This is a genomic window from Pseudomonas sp. HD6515, assembly GCF_024971855.1.
GTDB lineage: Bacteria > Pseudomonadota > Gammaproteobacteria > Pseudomonadales > Pseudomonadaceae > Aquipseudomonas > Aquipseudomonas alloputida.
Map to the genome: position 1 here is coordinate 5,093,320 of NZ_CP079827.1, position 20,624 is coordinate 5,113,943.

Here is a 20,624-nt window from a genome sequence, read left to right on the forward strand (position 1 = left end):
ATGGATACCTTGAGCTACCTGGGCCAGGGCTTCGGCATTGCCCTGTCCCCTTACAACCTGGTCACCGCCCTCTCCGGCACCTTGATCGGCACCGTGGTCGGCCTGCTGCCGGGCCTGGGCCCGATCAATGGCGTGGCCCTGCTGATCCCCATCGCCTTTGCCCTCGGCCTGCCGCCGGAATCGGCGCTGATCCTGCTGGCGGCGGTGTACCTGGGCTGCGAATATGGCGGGCGTATCAGCTCGATCCTGCTGAACATCCCGGGCGAAGCGTCGACCGTGATGACAACCCTGGACGGCTACCCGATGGCTCGCCAAGGACTGGCAGGCGTCGCGCTGTCGCTGTCGGCCTGGAGTTCGTTCATCGGCGCCTTCATTGCCACCTGCGGCATGGTGCTGTTCGCCCCGCTGCTGGCGAAATGGGCCATCGCCTTCGGCCCGGCGGAGTACTTTGTGCTGATGGTGTTCGCCATCGTCGCGCTGGGTGGCATGGCCGGTGACAAACCACTGAAAACCTTCATTGCCGCTCTCATCGGCCTGTTCCTGTCGGCGGTCGGCATCGACGCCAACAGCGGCGTGTACCGCTTCACCGGTGACAGCGTGCACCTGGCCGACGGTATTCAGTTCGTGGTGCTCGTGCTGGGCCTGTTCTCCATCAGCGAAATCCTCCTGCTACTGGAAAAGACCCACCATGGCCACCAGGCGGTCAAGGCTACCGGCCGCATGCTGTTCAACTTCAAGGAAGCGGCCTCGGTGTTCCTGGTCAACATCCGTTGCGGCCTGCTCGGTTTCATCATGGGTGTTCTACCCGGCGCCGGCGCAACGCTGGCCAGCGCCGTGGCCTACATGACCGAGAAACGCATGGCCGGGGAAAGCGGCAAGTTCGGCAAAGGCGATGCCCGTGGCCTGGCAGCGCCGGAAACGGCCATTGGTGCGTCCTGCTGTGGCGCCCTGGTCCCGATGCTGACCCTGGGCGTACCGGGCTCTGGCACCACGGCTGTGATGATCGGCGCCCTGACCCTGTACAACATCACCCCTGGCCCACTGCTGTTCGAACAGCAGCCAGATATCGTCTGGGGCCTGATCGCCTCGCTGTTCGTCGCCAACATCATGCTGGTGATCCTCAACATCCCGATGATCCGCATCTTCACCCGCATCCTCGCCGTGCCAAACTGGGCGCTGGTGCCGGTGATCGCCATCATCACCGCGATCGGTGTGTACGCCGTGCATGCCACCACCTTCGACCTGTTCCTCATGGTCGGTATCGGCATCATGGGCTACATCCTGCGCAAGCTGGACTTCCCTCTGTCGCCGATTCTGCTGGGCTTCATCCTCGGCGGGCTGATGGAGCAAAACCTGCGTCGGGCGCTGTCGATCTCCAACGGTGAACTGGGCATCCTCTGGTCCAGCCCGATCAGCATGGGCGTCTGGGCGCTGGTAGTGCTGATGCTCGCCCTGCCGCTGCTGCGCATCTGGCGCAAACGCAGCCTGCAGCGCCGGGCCCTGGCCGATGCCTGATCGGTCATTGCCATTGTTCGTCGCGACCGGGCTGGTCGGCCTTGCTGGCGGTTTTGCCGCCAGCAAGGTCGGCTGGCCTTTGCCATGGATGGTCGGCTCATTGCTGGCGATCATCCTGGTGCGCTGCCTGACGCGTTGGCAGCTGTCGGAAATCCCCAACGGCCGCAAGTGTGGGCAGTGGATCATCGGCATCGGTATTGGCCTGCACTTCACCCCCGCGGTGATCGAGCAAGTGGCCAGCCATTTCGCGCTGATCTGCTTCGGTGCGTTGTTCACCACCCTGTCCAGCGTGATCAGCGTATGGCTGCTGCGGCGAACCGGCGAAGACCGCGCCACCGCGTTCTTCGCCAGCATGCCTGGCGGTTCGGGCGAGATGGTCAACCTTGGGGCGCGCAATGGCGCGGTGCTCAGCCAGGTGGCGGCAGCGCAAAGCTTGCGTGTGCTGGCAGTGGTGCTGTGCGTGCCGGCGCTGTTCAAGTTTCTGCTGGGTGACGGGGTACCACTGAACCACACCGGTAGCGTGAGCTGGGGCTGGCTGGCGTTGATTGCGCCCTTGGGCGTTGCCGTTGCCTTGCTCTGGCAGCGCTTGCGCCAGCCCAACCCATGGCTGTTCGGGCCATTGCTGGTCGCGGCTACGGTCAGCCTGGCCGGCAACCTGCAGATCGCCCTGCCCAACGGCGCCAGCCAGATCGGCCAGTGGCTCATCGGCAGTGGCCTGGCCTGCCACTTCAACCGCGCGTTCTTCCGCCGCGCACCGTCGTTCCTGGGACGCACCTTGATGGCCACGGCGTTGTGCATGGCGATTGCCGCCAGTGCCGCGTGGGTGCTGAGCATGATGACTGCACTGGACTTGCGTTCGCTGACACTGGGGATGATGCCTGGCGGGATCGCCGAAATGAGCCTCACGGCCGAAACGTTGCAATTGTCAGTGCCGCTGGTGACCGCGCTGCAGGTGATGCGCCTGATCCTGGTGTTGTTTCTTGCAGAACCGCTTTTCCGGTTGTGGGACAACAGGTATTCAAGCGGCAAGCCCCCTGAAGATAGATAGTTACCACTTGCCCAATGCCCGGATGAATAGAGTCGGATTGCTGCCCTGATCGCCAGCAAACCCACACTTCCCGGCATTCAAGAGGTAATGATGAAAGTCCGTCTTTCTTGCAACTATCGCTCGGCTATTGCCTGGGCATGCCTTGCCATCAGCGCAGGCAGCCTTGCCGCAGAGCCACCTGCCCCCGTCCAGATCAACGTCGTGGCTATCAATGATCTTCACGGCTACCTGGAACCCAACCCCCAGGACTACGCCGGCGCGCAAGGCGCTACCCGCCTGACCTACGGCGGCATCGCCACACTCGGCGCCATGCTCGATGAGCTGCGAACGCAGGACCCCGATCTGCTGTTCATCGGGGCTGGCGACTTGATAGGGGGCAGCCCCGCCATTTCTGCGCTGTGGGCTGACGAGCCTGTGCTTGAGGCCTTGAACGCGATGGGCATGATTGTCAGCGCATCCGGGAACCACGAACTGGATGCAGGCAAGGCCGAGTTTCTTCGTCAGATCCACGGAGGATGCGAGTCAACGCGCCCTGAAAAGGCCTGCACGTTTCGCGGCGATTATCCAGGAAGTGGCTTCCCTTACATAGCGTCCAACCTGATCGATACCACCACGGGCGAGCGCTTGCTACCGGCCTATCACATTCAGCAGGTGAAAGGGGTCAAGATAGCGTTCGTCGGTGCCGTGCCACGCAACATGGAAAAAGTGGTCTCGGCCAGCGCATTCGCAGGGCTCAAAGCCACAGATGAAGCGCAAGCCATCAATGACGTGATTCCGGAGCTCAAGGCCAAAGGCGTCAATGCAATCATTGCGGTCATGCACCAAGGAGGGGATACCGTCGAGCCGTTCGACACGCAGGATTGCAGCCAGCTGAGTGGCGCGGTCGTCGACGTGGCGAAGCGGCTGGATCCTGCGGTAGATGCTGTCATCAGCGGTCACTCGCATGCCAGCTATCAATGCAAGGTGGGTGACCTGAGCATCACTCAGGCTGGCAAATACGGCCACTTCCTGACTCAGTTGAAGTTGCAGGTAACGCCAGGCACCCATCACGTCACGAACATCACCGCCCGCAATATTCCTGCTGACCCACAGAACTACCTGCCGAATGCCAAGTTGACGAGTTTGCTGGAGGAAGTGCGTCAGCGGTCCGGGGAAAAATTGCTCGAACCCATAGGACGCATCTCGACGGCAGAACTTGACCGCAAAGAAAATGCCGCCGGTGAAACAACCTTGGGGAACCTGGTCACGGATGCCCAATTGGCCATGACCCAAGCGTTTAATACCCAGATTGCCTTTCTCAATCTGGGTGGGCTGCGAAGTGACCTGATACAGCCTGCCGATAGCGACCTGACCTACGAACAATTATTTGCCGTACAACCGTTCAATAACCCACTGGTGGTTCAGGAACTGACAGGCAAGCAGATTACCGAACTGCTCAACCTTCAATGGAACAGGGGCAGTTTCAATCCGCTGCAAGTATCGAAGGGTTTTCATTATGAGTGGGATGGTTCACGGCCTGTCGGCAGCCGTGTCGTCGAGGGCAGTGTGCGTCTTCACGGCAAACCCGTTGAGCCGTTGACCCATTATCGCGTCGTCAGCAACCTGTTCCTGGCCGATGGTGGCGGTGGCTTGGCCACTTTCAAAGAAGGAAGGCGACGCCAGGACACCGGCATCTCCGACCTGGAAGCCTTGGTGGCGTATGTACGCCAGAACCATGAGCGGGATATTGCAATTGGCCAGCGCAGCGAGCCGCGCATCAGCATGACGCCCTGAGCGATTGCGTACCCCACCCCGGTTTCTCACAGCGGGGGCAGTGCCCAGTCGATGGGCCCGAGCCCCCGCTGCTCGAGGAAGCTGTTGGTACGGCTGAAATGCCCGCAACCGATGAACCCGCGATACGCCGACAGCGGCGAAGGATGGACCGACTTCAGTACCAGGTGCTTGGTACCGTCGATCAGCTTCTGCTTGCTCTGTGCATGCGCCCCCCATAGCAGGAATACCACGTTCGGGCATTGCTCACTGACCACTTGAATGATCCGGTCGGTAAACAATTCCCAGCCTTTCTTGGCATGCGACGCGGCATTGGCGCGCTCGACGGTCATGGTCGTGTTGAGCAACAGAACGCCTTGTTCTGCCCAGCTCTGGAGGTAGCCGTGGCTGGGGATCGGGATGTTCAGGTCGCGCTGCAGCTCCTTGTAGATATTGACCAGCGACGGCGGCGTGGCCACGCCCGGTTGCACCGAGAAGCACAAGCCATGGGCCTGCCCCGGCCCGTGATACGGGTCCTGACCGAGGATGACCACCTTCACCTGGTCCAGCGGTGTCGAATTGAGCGCATTGAAGATCAGCGGCCCTGGCGGGTAGATTTCCTTGCCGGCAGCGTACTCACCACGCAGAAATTCGCGCAGCTGGTGCATGTAAGGCTGGTCGAATTCACCGCGCAATGCGGCCTTCCAGCTGGGTTCGAGTTTGATGCGATCGTCGTCAGTCATGGGGCCTTCCATAAACAATGGCGCGACACTAGGTAAGCCCTTCGCGCTTGTCAAACGATCCGACCGACGACCGGCATGATTGGCCAGGCAAGCCATACTTGAGCGATGACTTGCGAGAGGTAGTCCATGACCATTCACTGCGAGGTACTCACCGGCGTCGATGGCGCCCGCATCGGCATCGCCACCCTGGATGCGCCCAAGGCGCTCAATGCCCTGACCCTGCCGATGATCGAAGTGCTGGGCGAACAACTGCATGCCTGGGCCCGCGACCCGGGTATCGTCTGCGTGCTGCTGCGCGGCAACGGGGCAAAAGCCTTTTGCGCAGGCGGCGATGTCCGTGCGCTGGTGCAAGCCTGCCGCGACCACCCCGGCAGTGTCCCGCCGCTGGCGGCCTCTTTCTTCGCCGCCGAATACCGCCTGGACTTTGCCCTGCACACCTACCCCAAACCGTTACTCTGCTGGGGCCATGGGCATGTGCTGGGTGGCGGCATGGGGCTGCTGCAAGGCGCCAATGTACGTATCGTCACACCCAGCAGCCGGCTGGCCATGCCGGAAATCAGCATCGGCCTGTACCCTGACGTAGGCGCCAGTTGGTTCCTGGCCCGGCTGCCGGGCAAGCTGGGTTTGTTCTTCGGCCTGACCGGCGCGCCGATCAACGCCCGCGATGCCCTTGACCTGGGCCTGGCTGACCGTTTTCTGGGCGAGCACCAGCAAGAGGCCTTGATCGAGGAGTTGCTGCAACTCAACTGGCAGGAGCAGACCGCCGTACAACTGAACAGCTTGCTCAAGGCCGAGCAGCATCGTGCCTGCGCCGAGCTGCCTGATGCCCAGTGGCTGCCACGACGGCATGTGATCGATCAGTTACTCGACGTGGCCGATGCGGCTTCAGCCTGGCGCGCGCTGGAAAGGCTCAAGCAGCATGACGACCCATTGCTGGCAGATGCCGGCCAACGCCTGCATGAGGGTTGCCCGCTGACCGCGCATCTGGTCTGGGAGCAGATCCGCCGGGCGCGGTACCTGTCGTTGGCGCAAGTGTTCCAGATGGAATACAGCATGAGCCTGAACTGTTGCCGCCACCCTGAGTTCAGTGAAGGCGTGCGTGCTCGCCTGCTGGACAAAGACAACCAGCCGCGCTGGCACTGGCCTGATGTGGCGCAAGTGCCGGCGGCGGTAGTCGAGGCGCATTTTGCCAAGGCGTGGGAGGGACGCCACCCATTGGCGGATGTGGGTTAGCTTCGTGAACCTGGGGCTGCTTTTCAGCCCCACCTCCACTCACCTAGCGCTGCCAGTTTCCTCCTTGCCCCTGCCCGCGCCGACCCTCCCAGCGCCCGCGGTCATTACCCTGCCCATTGGAGTGCCAGTCGCCATGCCGGTAACGCTGGCTGTCATTGCGATAGTCATGGCGATCCCGGTCCTGCCTGTAGTCTTGTCGCTGGCGATTGCCATAGTCATAGCGCGGGTTGCCATGCCACTGGTTCATCCCTGGCTGCGAATATGGCCGGTAATAGGGCGCAGGGGCCGCCCCATGGTAGTAACGGGGGGCAGGCTGATAGTAATAGCGCGGGGCTGGCGCCACATAGTACCGGTCATAGCGGTAATACCCCGGCGCCACATAGCGGTCGGTGGAGTAGTAGTCCGAACGGTAATAGCCCCCGCGCTCGTAGTACGGGGAGCAGGCCGAAGTCATCAGCCCCAGCAGGGTGATCAACAGGATTCGATAGGACATGGCGGCCTCCTGGACCGCGGGAGTGCCCGAACAGCGGCGCTGGCGAGCGTCGAGACGAGATGCGTCAATCGACACTGAATAAGACAGTGGCGCGCAGGTTCAGTGCCATTTCTGCAATAACTTGATACAGGTGAAATAACCCTGAAAAACTTGCAGTCATTTGCTGGCCATCTCACTAGAATAAGCGGCTCGGCACACATCACGGGAAGATCATGCCCTTACGTTCCGCTCTGTTCTCGCAACGCTCGCTGATCGTTACCCTGCTCGTGTTATTGGCCTGCGGCTTCCTGGCCACTTCGCTGCTCAGCTACTTCTCCTCGCGAAGCGCCATCCGCGACGGCATCATCAATACCGAATTGCCGCTGACCTCCGACACTGTCTACTCGGAAATCCAGAAAGACCTGATCCGCCCGGTGCTGATCGCCTCGATGATGGCCCAGGACACCTTCCTGCGCGACTGGGTGCTGTCCGGCGAGCAGGATACCGAACGCATGACCCGTTACCTGAGCGAGGTCATGGGCAAGCAGGACATCTTCACGTCCTTTTTCGTGTCCGATCGCACGCGGACCTACTACCAGGCCAAAGGCGTGCTCAAACACGTCGAACCGGGCACCTGGCGTGATGCCTGGTATTTCCGTCTGCGTGAACTCAAGGCCCCTTATGAGATCAACGTCGATCTGGACATGGCCAACCAGGACAGCCTGACCGTGTTCATCAACTACCAGGTGCACGACTACCAGCAGCGCTTCATCGGCGCGGCAGGCGTAGGGCTGAGCGTATCGTCGGTGGTCAAGCTGATCGATCAGTACCAACGCCGCTACCAGCGCGCGGTGCTATTCACCGATGCCAAAGGCAAGGTGCTGTTGACCGGCTCCGAGGGTGGCCCGCATGGTTTGCAAGTTGGCCAGTCACTCAGCGACAACCCTGAGCTGAAGGCCATGTTGGCCGAGCAGTGGGTGCCGGGCGAAGGCAGCCACGAGTACCATGACAGCGAAAACCACAGCCACTTTCTCAACGTTCGCCACCTGCCCGAACTGGACTGGTACCTGTTGGTGGACAAACGCGAAACCGGCGTCCTCGACCGCATTCGCCACGCGCTGTACCTGAACCTGGCGATCTGTACGATGATCACACTGGTGGTGCTGGCACTGGTGCATGCCATGGTCCGCCGCCACCAGGCCAGCACCGAAGCCTTGGCCACGCTCGACAGCCTCACCGGCTTGCACAACCGGCGCAGCTTCGACCTGCTCGCCGCCCAGGCGCTGCGAGAAGCCCGGCGCGACAATAGCCCTCTGGTGGCCTTGCTGATTGATCTGGACCACTTCAAGGCACTGAACGACAACCACGGCCACCTGGCAGGTGACGAAGTGCTACGCCAATTCGCCAATGTGCTGCAAAGCAGCCTGCGTCAGTCAGATATACTGTGCCGCTGGGGCGGTGAGGAATTCATCGTGCTGCTGCGCGAAGCTGAAGGCGGCCAGGCCATCGAGGTGGCGGAAAAGATCCGGCGACGCACCGAACAGCTGACCTTCAGTTACGACAACCAGCCGCTGCGACTGACCACCAGCATCGGCCTGAGCAGCCTGCAACCGGGGGATACCCTGCACGCCCTGCTGACCCGCGCCGACCGCGCGCTTTATCGTGCCAAGCAGGCTGGCCGCAACCGCGTCTGCAGTGATACCCGCCATGAATGACAAGCAACACTGCCCCGCTTGCGGTGCCCTCAACCAGTGCAGCCTGGCCGACCCACGCCGTGCCACCCAGGCGTGTTGGTGCTACAGCGTGACCATCGACCCGGCCGTGCTTCAGGCACTGCCCGATGAACTGCGTAACAAGGCCTGTCTGTGCCCGCGCTGCGCCGCCGTTGAAGAACAGCTCCGTCCATCCGCTGCCCACTGATCGTTGCCATGCGCCTTGACCGTTTCCTCGCCAACCTGCCCAGCTACAACCGCCAGCAAGTTCGCCTGATGCTGGCGCAACGCCGCGTGCGGGTGGACGGCAAGGTCGCCAGTGACCCGCTGACCGACGTGCGTGAATTCAGCCGCGTAGAGCTGGACGAGCAACTGCTGCAGGCCGGCCGGCCGGCCCGCTACCTGATGCTGTACAAGCCCACTGGCTGCGTAAGCGCCACCCACGACCCGCAACACCGTACCGTTCTCGACCTGCTGCCCACGGCGTTGCGAGATGACCTGCACATAGCCGGGCGCCTGGATTTCAACACCACCGGCCTGATGATCCTGACCAACGATGGCCAGTGGTCACGGCGCCTGACCCAGCCTGCCACAAAGCTGCCCAAGCATTATCTGGTGGACACCGAGGACGAGATTGGCGAGCACTATGTGGCCAAGTTTCGCGAGGGTTTCTATTTTGCCTTCGAAGACCTCACCACCCAACCAGCCCAGCTGGACATCCTCGGCCCCCACCGAGCCCGGCTGGCGATCGTCGAGGGGCGGTACCACCAGGTCAAGCGCATGTTCGGGCACTTCAACAACAAGGTGGTGGGGCTGCATCGGGAGAGCATGGGAGCGATCCGGCTGGATCCGGGGTTGGCGCCGGGGGAGTATCGTGAACTGACGGCCAATGAGATAGCCACTGTCCAGGCGTGACAGACAGCCGGTGTCGTCACACGACCGCTCAGCGACAAAAGTCACATTACTTACCGAACGGCACTTGCGCGATCCTCAACCCACTGCTTGAATCCAAATCGTCAGTCTGCATGTGACTACCAAGTCACACCTGCAGCCAGTGACACTTTTTGCCGGCCACCCAAAGCCTAGATGCCTTGGGGCACGGCAAATTGCCCGCCAAAAACAATACCGTCGACGCAAGTGCCAAGGATCGACACAGGGCCCCCGGATTATCTTCAGGCAAATGCCTACCTGTCATAAAGAACGTGCACCCTAGGTGACGCGAATACCCTTTTTGCGCCAGGAGTCGATGACATGAGGCCAGAAATCGCTGTACTTGATATCCAAGGTCAGTATCGGGTTTACACGGAGTTCTATCGCGCGGATGCGGCCGAAAACACGATCATCCTGATCAACGGCTCGCTGGCCACCACGGCCTCGTTCGCCCAGACGGTACGTAACCTGCACCCACAGTTCAACGTGGTTCTGTTCGACCAGCCGTATTCAGGCAAGTCCAAGCCGCACAACCGTCAGGAACGGCTGATCAGCAAGGAGACCGAGGCGCATATCCTCCTTGAGCTGATCGAGCACTTCCAGGCAGACTACGTGATGTCTTTTTCGTGGGGTGGCGCAAGCACGCTGCTGGCGCTGGCGCACCAGCCGCGGTACGTGAAGAAGGCAGTGGTGAGTTCGTTCTCGCCAGTGATCAACGAGCCGATGCGCGACTATCTGGACCGTGGCTGCCAGTACCTGGCCGCCTGCGACCGTTATCAGGTCGGCAACCTGGTCAATGACACCATCGGCAAGCACTTGCCGTCGCTGTTCAAACGCTTCAACTACCGCCATGTGAGCAGCCTGGACAGCCACGAGTACGCACAGATGCACTTCCACATCAACCAGGTGCTGGAGCACGACCTGGAACGTGCGCTGCAAGGCGCGCGCAATATCAACATCCCGGTGCTGTTCATCAACGGCGAACGCGACGAGTACACCACAGTCGAAGATGCGCGGCAGTTCAGCAAGCATGTGGGCAGAAGCCAGTTCAGCGTGATCCGCGATGCGGGCCACTTCCTGGACATGGAGAACAAGACCGCCTGCGAGAACACCCGCAGTGTCATGCTAGGGTTCCTCAAGCCAACCGTGCGTGAACCCCGCCAACGTTACCAACCCGTGCAACAGGGGCAGCATGCATTTGCCATCTGAGCGGCTCGGCGCCTTGTAGCAAATACCCGCAGGCCACGGGGCGCCGACAAGCTTTTTTATAACTTGGGCTTCTAATTCGCTGAAGGTTCTGGTAAAAAGTCGAGCTCAGATGCGGGTATAGTTTAGTGGCAAAACGAAAGCTTCCCAAGCTTTAGTTGAGGGTTCTTATTGGACACTCTAGGCTGTGAACATAGCTGCGACGTGATGCGGGTATAGTTGAATGGTACAACTATTGCTTCCCAAGCAATCGGTGAGGGTTCGATTCCCTCTACCCGCTCCACCTTTGCATCTCCCCTCGTAGCTCATCATCGCTACACATCTCACAAACCCCTTAAAATCAAGGGGTTAGCGTCTCAGCCCGTTTCAGGGCATATCTCATCATCTCCTGGCAGCGCTTGGCGCCGTGTATGGCATCGTGTACGGTAAAAAAAGATCGAACCCCACCATACACAGGAGGCTCGCCTTTGAAGCGCTCAGACATTAAGCGGCGTCCACTTTCGCGAACAGTGCTGGAGGCCTTGGAGCCTGAAGCGAAGGAGTACCGCGAAAACTACGGCACCGATCGCCTCTATTTTGTCGTCAACCCCTCCGGCAACAAGAGATGGGAGTTGAGGTACAAGCGACATGACGGCAAATGGGGCTGGCACGGTCTCGGCAGCTTCCGCGACGTTTCTGCAGAGTCCGCACGTAACAAAGCTATCGAAATCAATAATCAGTTAAAGCTTGGCGTTGACGTTATAAAACAACGCAAAGAACAAGCAGAAGCTGGATCACCAAAATTGAACTTTAAGTCGATCGCGGCCGAGTGGATCGAAGACAGAAAAGATAAGAGACGAGCTCCAAAAACCATCAGCTCGATGGAAGCTGCTCTCAAAAATGATATTTTTCCAGTAGTAGGCCATAAGCAAATTACTGAAGTTACACGCGCAGAGTGCCTGAAGATTCAAAGCTCGATTGAAAAAAGAAATGCTCTAAACACAGCTGAGAAAGTAAGAGTCTGGCTGAATGAAATTTTTCGATTCGCTATCGCAAAAGGTTACTGTGATAATAACCCGGCAGTCTACTTGGTAGATGTCTCAACCCCCACCCCAGAATCAAGTCAGTACCCCCACCTTCTAGAAAAAGAGCTTCCAGCCTTTCTAAATAAACTAGCGGCGAGCAAAAGCGGCCACGTTATTCAGTACGCAGCTTGGCTCACAATTTACACAGCATCTAGACCTGGAATGGTGAGGTTTGCGGAATGGAGCGAGCTCGACTTCGAGGAACAGGTCTGGCACGTACCAGCTGCAAAAATGAAAACTGGTGTAGCTCATACTGTACCTCTTACCAGCCAAGTAATTTGTATCCTATTGAAGCTAAGAGAGCTAACCGGGCGAAGTAAGTACCTTTTCCCTGGGCAAGGAAGTGTTAATGCAGTCATCTCAGAAAACACTATAAATAAGTGTTTTGCATTGATCGGCTACAAGGACAGAATCACTGGTCATGGCTCTCGACATACTGCGAGCACGCTTTTAAGTGAGCATGGATGGCCCAGCACATGGAGAAGCGCACAACTAGCACATGCGAAGAAAGGCCTTGAAAGAATCTATAACAAGGCAGAATTCATTGAGCGGCGCAGGGTTATGATGCAATGGTACTGCGACTACCTTGATTATTTAAAAGAGGGAATGTCCGCCAATAGGAAGGAAGAGCTAGCAGAAAGAGTTAGAGCAGCGCATGCAAAGTACCCAAGACTCAAAGACGAAGATGACTAAGGAATAGCATGAACATCGAACTATCCAAGCTCGTGAAAGACGAACAAGGGACTTTCGCGCTAGCAAAGATCCACTTCATGTACGATGAGACAGTGGCTACACCCGATGGAATACAGATTCCAGAAGAAAATCTCTATGTAGACTTCGGGTACAAACGCATCAATGGAGTATTGGAAGTGCTTCATTTTAATGTATATGACGCCAGCGACGACTTCTATAAACATTTTAATAATAGCGCCCTACAGCGGCTTCAGCGGGGCGTCATCGGCCTCTGCGAAGCGGCTGGTGCAGCCAACCTGTACATTTAGCAGCGCCTGTAATTGCGAGAGCGGCAGAAAGGCTGCTCTCTACAACCGCGACCAAACTACGGGCCGATGACAGCCAACGCCTTAAACCTGACAGACCCAGCAGACAAAGCATTGCCAAAATGGCAATAAATCCGACCATTCGTCGAATACAGAAGTTCTCCTAAAGCTGCTAATTAGTTGGATGACATTAGGGATCATCAACAATCCCGGCTGCTTAAGCGTTGCCAATTTGGCAAGAGTACATCTCCCCACATTATTTTTTGAAATTCACCTAGTTGACCAAAAAAAGAAGCCAACAGATCATATCTCCAGACACACAGCGAAATGACTGGAGAATAATATGTTAATGACACTCAACGATCTTATGTCCGAACTGCAGCTATCGCGTTGCACTATTTACCGCATGATAAAGCGGGATGGCTTTCCTGCCCCGCTTAAATATGGACGCTCAAGCCGATGGCAAAAATCTGATGTAGAACAATTCATCCTTAATCAACTGAGAGGCATTTCAAATGTTTGAACAGCGCCGTGGCATCCCTCTGGATAATCAAACCCAGCTAATCCGTCAACTAAACAAAGCTCAAGCACGAGCGCAGACAAGGTTAGCGTCTTCAAATGAAATCAGGAAAGGACTGGAAGCTGTATACAAACAACTGTCAGAACATCTATCCAAAAAAGATATCATCGGACTTATTGTTAACTACGACCCAAATGCGCAGACCTTTCCAATCGCATACAAATACAGACCATATGGAACGCAGATATTAGCAAAGCGCACCAGCAAGGGCTGGTCGGTGCTAAAAATTGCAAGGGGAGAAGTCCATCGCAAGCCCTTTATTATTTACGGCCTTGAGAGCCGGCAGGAGGCCTTGGCGAGATTCGCAACTAAGCGCTTACGTACAGGGTGCACGTTATGAAACGAAAAGTCGATACCATCATTGCCAATGATGATTTCCACGAGGCTGTAAAGACAGTTAAGGAAGCGATTGAACTCCACCCTTGGCTAAGAAAAGCATACATGAGCTTTTATAGAAGTGATATTCAGATATCGCTATGCGGCGCAGCCAGCCTGGATGATAGTAATTTTGAAATTCTACGGTTAATCCTCAAACTACGTGGATTTGAGGGATGGCGCGACTCAGACTTGTACGACCTGGAGCAATTCGCTAAGCAATTAAAGTAATAAAAACCTGCCGCCGCAATGGCGGCATGGAACATAATAATAAGAATTCCATATGAAAACCATTCATATTCCTGGCGACTTCTCGCCCTATGAAAACTATTATCATACCGTCCTGCCCTCGTTGATTGAACTCACGAGAATGCGCGCCTCAGATCTTACAAGTCTCGGCAGCAAGCTCGCACACGCCTATACAGTCGCTATGGCAGGCTGTGATATGGCGCAAACTCGCGATATTGTATCTTCACCCAAGGAGTTTGGAATTGAGCTTAAACGCAACCGTAACTCGACCTTGTTATCCTTAGCCGCACGTTTAAAGGATCGAAAATGGTGGGGAAGGCAGATAACGCAGCTAGCAGACGAGATGCGCGAGCACCAGGCCCAAATGGCAGGTCTGCTGGGGGGGAAGCACTCCGCTATGTCGTGTTGCTCCGACGCAACTGTTGAGATATTTCGTGAGCGAAAAGAGCGTACAGACTATGCACTAAAATCCCAATTCAAAGCAAAAATGGATCTTAGTGGGAACGCGACAGTTTTTTCGCTTTATGATATCGCTGAGTCGTCAAAAAAGTCACGCCTGAACGAAATGTTCCTCAACATAAAAGCGCTAGAAACAATTGCCGAAAGTAACTCATATGGCTGCGCATTTATAACTCTCACGGCCGCACCGAAATTCCATTCTAATCCCAAGCGCGGCAAAAACACTTATGATGGCTCAACAGCAAGGGAAGCTAATGCGTCAATTCAAAAAGATTGGCGCTCAATCCTCGACGGGCTTGACAACATTGGAGTAAAACGAAAAAGCGGTAGCTATTTTGGCTTTCGCGTCGTGGAGCTGCATGAAGATGGATGCCCGCAATGGCATATATTGCTGTTTTTCGACAAAACCTTGGGAATCATTGAGTCAGTTGAAGCATCAGTTCAGCGCCTTTACAAAAACAGGGGAAGGTACTTCGAGGGTCAAAAAGACGATATTATCCGTATCATTGAAAAGACAGATGAAGAAACTGCGAAACCATCTTCATACATTTTTAAGTACATCGCATATGCACTAGGAGCAGACGAGGCCGATGGGGACGGCCTGGCATATAGATACAAATGTGCGATAAGGGCAATGCGGGCGAGGCAATATGGTTTCTTTGGGATTAAATGTGCGATGGGTAAGCAGCGCGCCTTAAAGTCGATCGCCCGCGCAGAAAACACCCCGGAGCATATATCGAAAATGGCCAAAGATCTATATCTTCCCAAAGGCACTCCCGACAGAAACGCGAAGCAACTACAAGCCAGAGTCAGATTTTTGGAAGTAGAGGCAGAGGAACTAGAGGTAAGCCAGGAGGCGGTCGAGAATCGATACGGCGAAACAGTATGTGTTAATCGATGGATAAAACATCGGTGTGATGACGATGCGGTGCAGTTCGCCGGCCTGTGCGAGGACATCACCGAAGAGGAGGCAAAGCACTTAATGGAATTGAAAAATCCGGAGGAGGAACGTGGCAAGGCGGAGGCAAAATTCATTGAGCGTCGCAGGATTATGATGCAATGGTACTGCGACTACCTTGATGAGTTAAAAGAGAAGGCAAAGCGCTTAATGGAGTTGGTAAAATCGGAGGAGGAGCGTGGCAAGGCGAAGGCAGAATTCATTGAGCACTGCGACCACCTGGATGAGATAAAAGAGAAGGCAAAGCGCTTAATGGAATTGAAAAAACCAGAGGAGGAGCGTGGCAAGGTGGAGCCGGTCACAATTGTTGTTAATTATTCAAGTAAAAGCGCAGAGCTCCCGAAATCACCACACCTGCTCCAACGCCTCCGTACTTACAAGCAGGATCAGGAGCTTGCAACCATGCTTGGCCTTAACCTATCAGAGCTGTATAGCAATGGGATTGTAACCCGCTCTATAAGCTCCTACACACGGCCTAGGAGCGCGTTTAGCGCATGGTGCCGGAACTATATGCGAACGAGCAGAGCTGCGCTCTGAGGGCATCCCTGGGCTCGTAGCGCGCCCTAGAAAAATAGGGTGATCATTTAAGAGCTCCATAGGGGATGGGTTGAGGTAAGGGTAAATCAGCGTTCGCCATCCCCCAAAATACTCCGCCTCTCCCGTTCATGAGCCAGCAAGTAGAGGGCGTTGAACAAAAAGGTAGAGCTCCGAATGTTTTAAAGATCAAAAATCTTTATGAGGTTAGCAGCGGGCACCTCCCCGCTAGCTTTAGAGTGGGTAAGGGGGATAAAGTCCATCTCGAAGTCCGAGCGGTACAAATGATGCCAAAGACTCGCGACGTACTTTTCAGAACACACCACGGGCGCTACGAATTTAACGATCGCAGGTTTAAGGTGTGTGACGAATACTTGAGAGACAAATTCACTGAACTCTGGATCCCAATACCGGTGACCGGTTAAAAATTCGGGGACGTCATAGTACAGCCCTGCAACCTCAGCACCTTTCGCTTCAGCGTAGGTGTTGAAAGCGTATGGGCCCACATAGCCCAGTCCTTGATCCCGGTCTTCGATATTAGCAAGCGCACACTGCTTAGCTTTAATAAAATTCTCGTTCGATAAGTGTGCTCTTATAGAATCTAAAATTTTGATCGCGCCCGGTTTAGCATCTAGGATGCCATTTTCGAACCAAGAGGCACATCCATCATAGCGTGTGCGGTGATAGAAACATGCCATAGTAATTTCGCACTTCCAGTCTACCCCCAAAGCTCTGCCAAATAACCAGTTCAATAACTCTGCATTATCAAATGGGGATACTCCGTCCTCCCAGTCGACGAAATCAGGCCAATTTCGAAGAGTAATCTCATTGACATGGTGAGGCGAAACCCCGTAAAGACGTGCGATGGAGTTGACGGCGTCCTTCCTATCATCACAGCTTGGGATTAACCCATAATTAGATTTCATGGTGACATCTCCGTGAAAGCTGATACCCCCGCTGCGTTCTCCTGCGAAGCAGCTATGCATTGTCTTGTTTTCCCGCTGACACTCGCAGGGCCCCTAAGGGCGTAGGAGGCTAGTTAAGGGTTAAGGGATACCGACATAGCGGGTGGTGCAGAAAGCGCTGAAAATGGCCAACTGCCGCCTTCAGCCCGTCGGTATACTCCGGTGAGAGCGCCGCTCAGGAGCTAGCAGTGGAACAGCTGGCCTCTGAAGCTCTGTCACTGCAACCACTCCCCCGCAGCAGCCTTCGGCTGAGCTGCTTCGCCCAGCGGCATCCCCCCGAGCGGAAAACCTTGATCGCGTAAGCCATCCGCGATCTTTTGTGAATTAAGCGCTGCGGGGATTCTGACGAAATATACCCAGCCCATATACAGCACAATGGGGAACAAAATAATACCGAGTCCGTACGCGATCAGCGACAGAACGCTAGCAAGAGTGCCGCCAAGCCAAAAGAAAAGACCACTCCTTTTGAAACCGGCTGCTATGTCGGAAAGCTCATCTGGATCATATTTAACGGTCATATCATTTTGATAAGCGACCAGGCAATGAGCTTTGCCTTTGTTCAAGTCGACAACGTACAAGGTGTTAAATTTTTTGTTCATCATCGCGAAATTTAGAAAACCCGGTACTACGAGTTCCTTAAAGTACCGGGTTTCGCCATTTTCCGTGGTGCATCGAACACGCTTGTACATGTTGAAGCGGTCATTGCCCCCGGTTTTGTGCACGTAATTTTCTATCTTAACTGTGACTTTGATTACGCTATTGTCCATGACTTCCCTCTCGATGAAAAACGCGAAAGGCACTTGATATCAAATCGACATCTCGTAAGCAAGGGCAAAATTACGTCATTTTTCCGGCGCTTGTGAGTATCAATACCGCTGAGCCGTCTGGCTATCCGCCTGCTTTCCGTCGAGCTCAGCCACAGCCTGAATTTGAGCTTCGTGCTGAACGCTTCGATTGCGGCCAGGTGCTGAAAAGCTATCGAAGTAGGCGCGAATCTGAGAAAGCGCAGCATGAGTCTGTTTGGTGCGGTTTGAGTCGCCTTCGTAGCTAGCATCGGGTTGAAGCATATCCTCTGCAGAGTAGAAATGAGCGATATTGCCAAAATTTACTTCATTCATGGTTAGCCTCTTGTGCGACAGTTTGCTCATTTCTAATAATATGAATGAGCGGGGTTATTTACAAGGAGCAAGGGCTAATCAGGTTGCACCTGATTCTCGCAATTCGCTCCGCTCTTACTCACCTTGCTTTCCTGCGCTTCGCTTGTAAAGAAAACAAAAAGAGCCGCTTACGGCCGGAGTAATCAACATGGTGACAGCTCGCAGAGGGAACACAGAAAAGCGCACCAGGCGTTTGAATGTATTTTTTGACAGTGCTGAATATGCCCAGCTCCTCGACGAGGCCAAGCTGATGCGAATGAGGCCGTCTGAGCTTGTGAGACAGAAATTTTTTGCCAAGTCGTCGCTTCCCGCAGTGCCACGTTTAAATTTAGAAGTGTGGACAAAGCTCGCACCTGCTTCTGCAAACTTGAATCAAATTGCTCGCTACCTAAATCAAGGAATGCGGTTAGAGGTAGACGAGATTTCGCGAATCCTGGGCGACTTCAGAATGTCACTAGTTGTACCGAAAGGATAACTTGATGAAAGGCATGGATAGAATTTCAAGGGGCAGTGGGTTTGCCGGTGCAGTTAAGTACGCTCAGTTTGGAGATAAAGGGAAACCCCGCGATCATGAAGGTATTGTGATTGGCGGAAACATGTCAAGTTTAGACCCCCGGTTAATTGTGCAGGAGCTTAATGCAACAAAGAAAATTCGCCCTGATGTCAAACGACCCGTTTGGCATAACTCTTTACGCCTACCAAAGGGAGAAACCATGACTCGCGAGAAGTGGGTCAGTTTTGGTGATAGGTACATGCATAAAATGGGATTTTCGGAATCAAATCCTAGAGTATATTTTTTGCACGATGACAAAGATGGTCAGCACATTCATATCATTGCTTCAAGAGTTGGGTACGACGGCAAACTGGTTCTGGGTAAAAATGAAAATCTTCAAAGTACAAAAATCATCAGTGGCCTTGAAAGAGAGTTTGGACTAACAATTACTAAGGCCGTTAAATATGGCGCTGACGGCAGAATTAAGATGCCCGCCCGGTCGAAGATTTCAAAGAATGAAATTGAGAAGGCCGTCCGCATAAATAGAGAGCCCGAGCGCCTACAGCTGCAAAAAATTCTAAATCAGGCCCTGCATTCCCCTGTTACCGCAACGCAGTTTGTGGAATCACTTCAAGCGGCTGGCGTGGATGTAAGAGTAAATATCGCGAATACCGGACGCCTCAATGGTTTCACGTTTGGACTAAATGGGATCTATTTCAGCGGTTCGAAACTTGGGAAGGCATATAGTTGCGCATCGCTTATAAAACAAGGTTTATCATATGACAAAAACAGAGATGGCGAATTCCTTGCGCAGTTCCGATCAGAGGTTAGGGATGATCCAGTCTATTCGGGAAGTACATCAAGCGCTGAAAGGCATGGATCGGGCTGGGATCGAGTCACTAGTGAAGGAGTTGAGACATGTGAGAGAAGCAATTCTAGCGCAGGGACAGAATACCGATCAGACCCCGCAGACGACATCGCCAATACTTCTGCAAGTTCTAATGCTGATATCAACAATCAACAGCATCGGGATAATGTACCTAGTGCTAATTCGCTAGACCCAGACAGCGGCGCGGGCCCGATACAAACTGGGGACAAGGTATCTGACGAGTTATTCAGGAAATTACATAATGCGCGTCTTGCTGAGGCGCGCCAGGGCGCGGGGGCAGTAGAGAAATTCTGGGCAGAATTTGCAGCTCATCAAGCCGATCAGAAAGCTAAGCAAACAGCGCTGGAGGCGGCGGAAAGGGTACAGCAGAACAAATTAGATGACAATGACGAAAAAACCATAAATATCAGCCAGAAACTTGCCAAGGACGGTTTTGGCTTTGCAACGCAATCAAATATAACAATAAGATCTGAGGCTATTCAAAATGAAACCAATCCAAGCTCAAGAGCGCGAAGAAATACTTCTGAAATTTCAATTGATGCAGCACCCGGACGCAGGTAGAACTTGCTGCCTAGGGTGCAAAAATGCCCGCTTGCAAATCAACAATAGCAATAAATATGAATTGGATGAATATGCAAGCCCCGCTATTGCAAAAGAGTATCTCCAAAAACTAGAGGTTACTGTGGTATGCGTAGCAACGAGCCAGCAAATAAAAATGGGGCAAATATCAGTCTGCGAATTGTTCGATGGTTTCTAGCACTGACAAAACACCAAGGGGCTGGCCCCTTGTCATCCCGCCCTCATTGCCGGGCTGGGCTAGCGCGGTGGGGGAAGAGCCCCCACCGCTTGCCGCAGGCTGCGCTTACCCCCGCTGCATCAAGCACAACGCGCCTGCGGCGGCCCTACGGGCTCGGAACCCACCCCTTCGGGGCGGGGCCCCCGACGTTCTGCTTGACCCAGCCGCCCCCAGGGGCTGACAAAATCTACCGTTCGTCGGAAATTTTTATGTATGGTGACTTGTACTGAATATTCGTTATTCTATAGTAAGTCATTGATTTATAAATATTGTTCGACTCCCTCTACCCGCTCCACATCGCATTCCCGCATGGCGTTCCAGCAACGTCATCGCAGTCAAAAGGAGCCTTGGCTCCTTTTTTCGTTTTTCACCCTGCCTTGACCTGGCCCATGGCCATTTACCCACCGATCCGCTTCAATGCGCATCGGGCCTTTGCGTGCGCAAGCGAAACGGCTTGTGGCGGATATGCTCAATGGATTCGTGAAACCATTCGAAAGGA

Annotated in this window: 20 protein-coding genes and 1 tRNA gene; 16 read left to right on the forward strand and 5 right to left on the reverse strand. The window is 54.9% G+C overall.

Annotated elements, in window-relative coordinates; all coding sequences use genetic code 11:
- The 3 genes from KW568_RS23590 to KW568_RS23600 all read left to right on the forward strand — a co-directional run bounded on the left by KW568_RS23590 (position 1) and on the right by KW568_RS23600 (position 4,336).
- Positions 1-1,515: a tripartite tricarboxylate transporter permease gene (locus tag KW568_RS23590; protein ID WP_003252019.1), complete on the forward strand. Its 1,515-nt coding sequence runs from the start codon at positions 1-3 to the stop codon at positions 1,513-1,515.
- On the forward strand, positions 1,508-2,563 hold the full coding sequence (locus KW568_RS23595) for an AbrB family transcriptional regulator (RefSeq protein ID WP_033725750.1): 1,056 nt from the start codon (positions 1,508-1,510) through the stop codon (positions 2,561-2,563). Before KW568_RS23590 ends, KW568_RS23595 begins: the two co-directional genes overlap by 8 nt.
- 90 nt (positions 2,564-2,653) lie before the next feature.
- Positions 2,654-4,336 (forward strand): bifunctional metallophosphatase/5'-nucleotidase, encoded by a 1,683-nt coding sequence (locus tag KW568_RS23600; RefSeq protein ID WP_212628070.1) that lies wholly within the window; start codon positions 2,654-2,656, stop codon positions 4,334-4,336.
- A 26-nt stretch (positions 4,337-4,362) separates the two neighbouring features.
- On the opposite strand, the gene ung is transcribed toward KW568_RS23600, so the two are convergent.
- The gene (ung, locus tag KW568_RS23605) at positions 4,363-5,055 is read right to left on the reverse strand and encodes a uracil-DNA glycosylase (RefSeq protein ID WP_003252014.1); all 693 of its coding nucleotides are present in this window, start codon (positions 5,053-5,055) and stop codon (positions 4,363-4,365) included.
- A 126-nt stretch (positions 5,056-5,181) separates the two neighbouring features.
- On the opposite strand from ung, the gene KW568_RS23610 reads away from it, so the two are divergent.
- The gene (locus tag KW568_RS23610) at positions 5,182-6,288 is read left to right on the forward strand and encodes an enoyl-CoA hydratase/isomerase family protein (RefSeq protein WP_003252013.1); all 1,107 of its coding nucleotides are present in this window, start codon (positions 5,182-5,184) and stop codon (positions 6,286-6,288) included.
- A gap of 43 nt (positions 6,289-6,331) precedes the next feature.
- Here KW568_RS23610 and KW568_RS23615 read toward each other — a convergent pair whose 3' ends face one another.
- A complete protein-coding gene (locus KW568_RS23615) occupies positions 6,332-6,781 on the reverse strand; it encodes a hypothetical protein (protein ID WP_259536965.1) in 450 nt (149 codons plus the stop codon).
- Positions 6,782-6,993: 212 nt separating this feature from the next.
- Here KW568_RS23615 and KW568_RS23620 point away from each other — a divergent pair, with 212 nt between their 5' ends.
- The 11 genes from KW568_RS23620 to KW568_RS23665 all read left to right on the forward strand — a co-directional run bounded on the left by KW568_RS23620 (position 6,994) and on the right by KW568_RS23665 (position 15,828).
- Positions 6,994-8,475, forward strand: coding sequence for a diguanylate cyclase (locus KW568_RS23620; protein ID WP_003252009.1), 1,482 nt, complete (start codon positions 6,994-6,996; stop codon positions 8,473-8,475).
- A complete protein-coding gene (locus KW568_RS23625) occupies positions 8,468-8,680 on the forward strand; it encodes a cysteine-rich CWC family protein (protein ID WP_003252007.1) in 213 nt (70 codons plus the stop codon). Before KW568_RS23620 ends, KW568_RS23625 begins: the two co-directional genes overlap by 8 nt.
- 8 nt (positions 8,681-8,688) lie before the next feature.
- A complete protein-coding gene (locus tag KW568_RS23630) occupies positions 8,689-9,387 on the forward strand; it encodes a pseudouridine synthase (RefSeq protein ID WP_004575157.1) in 699 nt (232 codons plus the stop codon).
- Positions 9,388-9,723: 336 nt separating this feature from the next.
- Positions 9,724-10,611, forward strand: coding sequence for a (R)-3-hydroxydecanoyl-ACP:CoA transacylase (gene phaG / locus KW568_RS23635; protein WP_259536966.1), 888 nt, complete (start codon positions 9,724-9,726; stop codon positions 10,609-10,611).
- Between the two features lie 206 nt (positions 10,612-10,817).
- Positions 10,818-10,891, forward strand: a tRNA-Gly gene (locus tag KW568_RS23640).
- Positions 10,892-11,075: 184 nt separating this feature from the next.
- Positions 11,076-12,365: a site-specific integrase gene (locus KW568_RS23645; RefSeq protein ID WP_259536967.1), complete on the forward strand. Its 1,290-nt coding sequence runs from the start codon at positions 11,076-11,078 to the stop codon at positions 12,363-12,365.
- An 8-nt stretch (positions 12,366-12,373) separates the two neighbouring features.
- On the forward strand, positions 12,374-12,673 hold the full coding sequence (locus KW568_RS23650; protein ID WP_259536968.1) for a hypothetical protein: 300 nt from the start codon (positions 12,374-12,376) through the stop codon (positions 12,671-12,673).
- 346 nt (positions 12,674-13,019) lie between these two features.
- Positions 13,020-13,193, forward strand: a complete 174-nt coding sequence (locus KW568_RS31230; protein WP_409077989.1) for a helix-turn-helix transcriptional regulator — start codon at positions 13,020-13,022, stop codon at positions 13,191-13,193.
- Positions 13,186-13,590 (forward strand): hypothetical protein, encoded by a 405-nt coding sequence (locus tag KW568_RS23655; RefSeq protein WP_259536970.1) that lies wholly within the window; start codon positions 13,186-13,188, stop codon positions 13,588-13,590. Before KW568_RS31230 ends, KW568_RS23655 begins: the two co-directional genes overlap by 8 nt.
- Positions 13,587-13,856 carry a hypothetical protein gene (locus KW568_RS23660; protein ID WP_259536972.1) on the forward strand — a complete coding sequence of 90 codons (270 nt, stop codon included), beginning with the start codon at positions 13,587-13,589 and terminating at the stop codon, positions 13,854-13,856. The genes KW568_RS23655 and KW568_RS23660 overlap by 4 nt, the downstream gene beginning before the upstream one ends.
- Positions 13,857-13,908: 52 nt before the next feature.
- On the forward strand, positions 13,909-15,828 hold the full coding sequence (locus KW568_RS23665) for a replication endonuclease (RefSeq protein WP_259536974.1): 1,920 nt from the start codon (positions 13,909-13,911) through the stop codon (positions 15,826-15,828).
- A 179-nt stretch (positions 15,829-16,007) separates the two neighbouring features.
- On the opposite strand, the gene KW568_RS23670 is transcribed toward KW568_RS23665, so the two are convergent.
- The 3 genes from KW568_RS23670 to KW568_RS23680 all read right to left on the reverse strand — a co-directional run bounded on the left by KW568_RS23670 (position 16,008) and on the right by KW568_RS23680 (position 17,908).
- A complete protein-coding gene (locus tag KW568_RS23670) occupies positions 16,008-16,751 on the reverse strand; it encodes a hypothetical protein (protein ID WP_259536976.1) in 744 nt (247 codons plus the stop codon).
- 254 nt (positions 16,752-17,005) lie between these two features.
- Positions 17,006-17,557 (reverse strand): hypothetical protein, encoded by a 552-nt coding sequence (locus KW568_RS23675; RefSeq protein WP_259536978.1) that lies wholly within the window; start codon positions 17,555-17,557, stop codon positions 17,006-17,008.
- Positions 17,558-17,656: 99 nt separating this feature from the next.
- Positions 17,657-17,908: a hypothetical protein gene (locus tag KW568_RS23680; RefSeq protein ID WP_259536980.1), complete on the reverse strand. Its 252-nt coding sequence runs from the start codon at positions 17,906-17,908 to the stop codon at positions 17,657-17,659.
- Positions 17,909-18,426: 518 nt separating this feature from the next.
- On the opposite strand from KW568_RS23680, the gene KW568_RS23685 reads away from it, so the two are divergent.
- Positions 18,427-19,890: a relaxase/mobilization nuclease domain-containing protein gene (locus tag KW568_RS23685; RefSeq protein ID WP_259536982.1), complete on the forward strand. Its 1,464-nt coding sequence runs from the start codon at positions 18,427-18,429 to the stop codon at positions 19,888-19,890.
- Positions 19,891-20,624 lie beyond the last annotated feature (734 nt).

Excerpts from the sequence above, each read along its gene's own strand:
- KW568_RS23590 (WP_003252019.1), top strand. The coding sequence starts at position 1 with ATGGATACCTTGAGCTACCTGGGCCAGGGCTTCGGCATTGCCCTGTCC.
- KW568_RS23595 (WP_033725750.1), top strand. The coding sequence starts at position 1,508 with ATGCCTGATCGGTCATTGCCATTGTTCGTCGCGACCGGGCTGGTCGGC.
- KW568_RS23600 (WP_212628070.1), top strand. The coding sequence starts at position 2,654 with ATGAAAGTCCGTCTTTCTTGCAACTATCGCTCGGCTATTGCCTGGGCA.
- ung (WP_003252014.1), bottom strand. The coding sequence starts at position 5,055 with ATGACTGACGACGATCGCATCAAACTCGAACCCAGCTGGAAGGCCGCA.
- KW568_RS23610 (WP_003252013.1), top strand. The coding sequence starts at position 5,182 with ATGACCATTCACTGCGAGGTACTCACCGGCGTCGATGGCGCCCGCATC.
- KW568_RS23615 (WP_259536965.1), bottom strand. The coding sequence starts at position 6,781 with ATGTCCTATCGAATCCTGTTGATCACCCTGCTGGGGCTGATGACTTCG.
- KW568_RS23620 (WP_003252009.1), top strand. The coding sequence starts at position 6,994 with ATGCCCTTACGTTCCGCTCTGTTCTCGCAACGCTCGCTGATCGTTACC.
- KW568_RS23625 (WP_003252007.1), top strand. The coding sequence starts at position 8,468 with ATGAATGACAAGCAACACTGCCCCGCTTGCGGTGCCCTCAACCAGTGC.
- KW568_RS23630 (WP_004575157.1), top strand. The coding sequence starts at position 8,689 with ATGCGCCTTGACCGTTTCCTCGCCAACCTGCCCAGCTACAACCGCCAG.
- phaG (WP_259536966.1), top strand. The coding sequence starts at position 9,724 with ATGAGGCCAGAAATCGCTGTACTTGATATCCAAGGTCAGTATCGGGTT.
- KW568_RS23650 (WP_259536968.1), top strand. The coding sequence starts at position 12,374 with ATGAACATCGAACTATCCAAGCTCGTGAAAGACGAACAAGGGACTTTC.
- KW568_RS31230 (WP_409077989.1), top strand. The coding sequence starts at position 13,020 with ATGACACTCAACGATCTTATGTCCGAACTGCAGCTATCGCGTTGCACT.
- KW568_RS23655 (WP_259536970.1), top strand. The coding sequence starts at position 13,186 with ATGTTTGAACAGCGCCGTGGCATCCCTCTGGATAATCAAACCCAGCTA.
- KW568_RS23660 (WP_259536972.1), top strand. The coding sequence starts at position 13,587 with ATGAAACGAAAAGTCGATACCATCATTGCCAATGATGATTTCCACGAG.
- KW568_RS23665 (WP_259536974.1), top strand. The coding sequence starts at position 13,909 with ATGAAAACCATTCATATTCCTGGCGACTTCTCGCCCTATGAAAACTAT.
- KW568_RS23670 (WP_259536976.1), bottom strand. The coding sequence starts at position 16,751 with ATGAAATCTAATTATGGGTTAATCCCAAGCTGTGATGATAGGAAGGAC.
- KW568_RS23675 (WP_259536978.1), bottom strand. The coding sequence starts at position 17,557 with ATGGACAATAGCGTAATCAAAGTCACAGTTAAGATAGAAAATTACGTG.
- KW568_RS23680 (WP_259536980.1), bottom strand. The coding sequence starts at position 17,908 with ATGAATGAAGTAAATTTTGGCAATATCGCTCATTTCTACTCTGCAGAG.
- KW568_RS23685 (WP_259536982.1), top strand. The coding sequence starts at position 18,427 with ATGAAAGGCATGGATAGAATTTCAAGGGGCAGTGGGTTTGCCGGTGCA.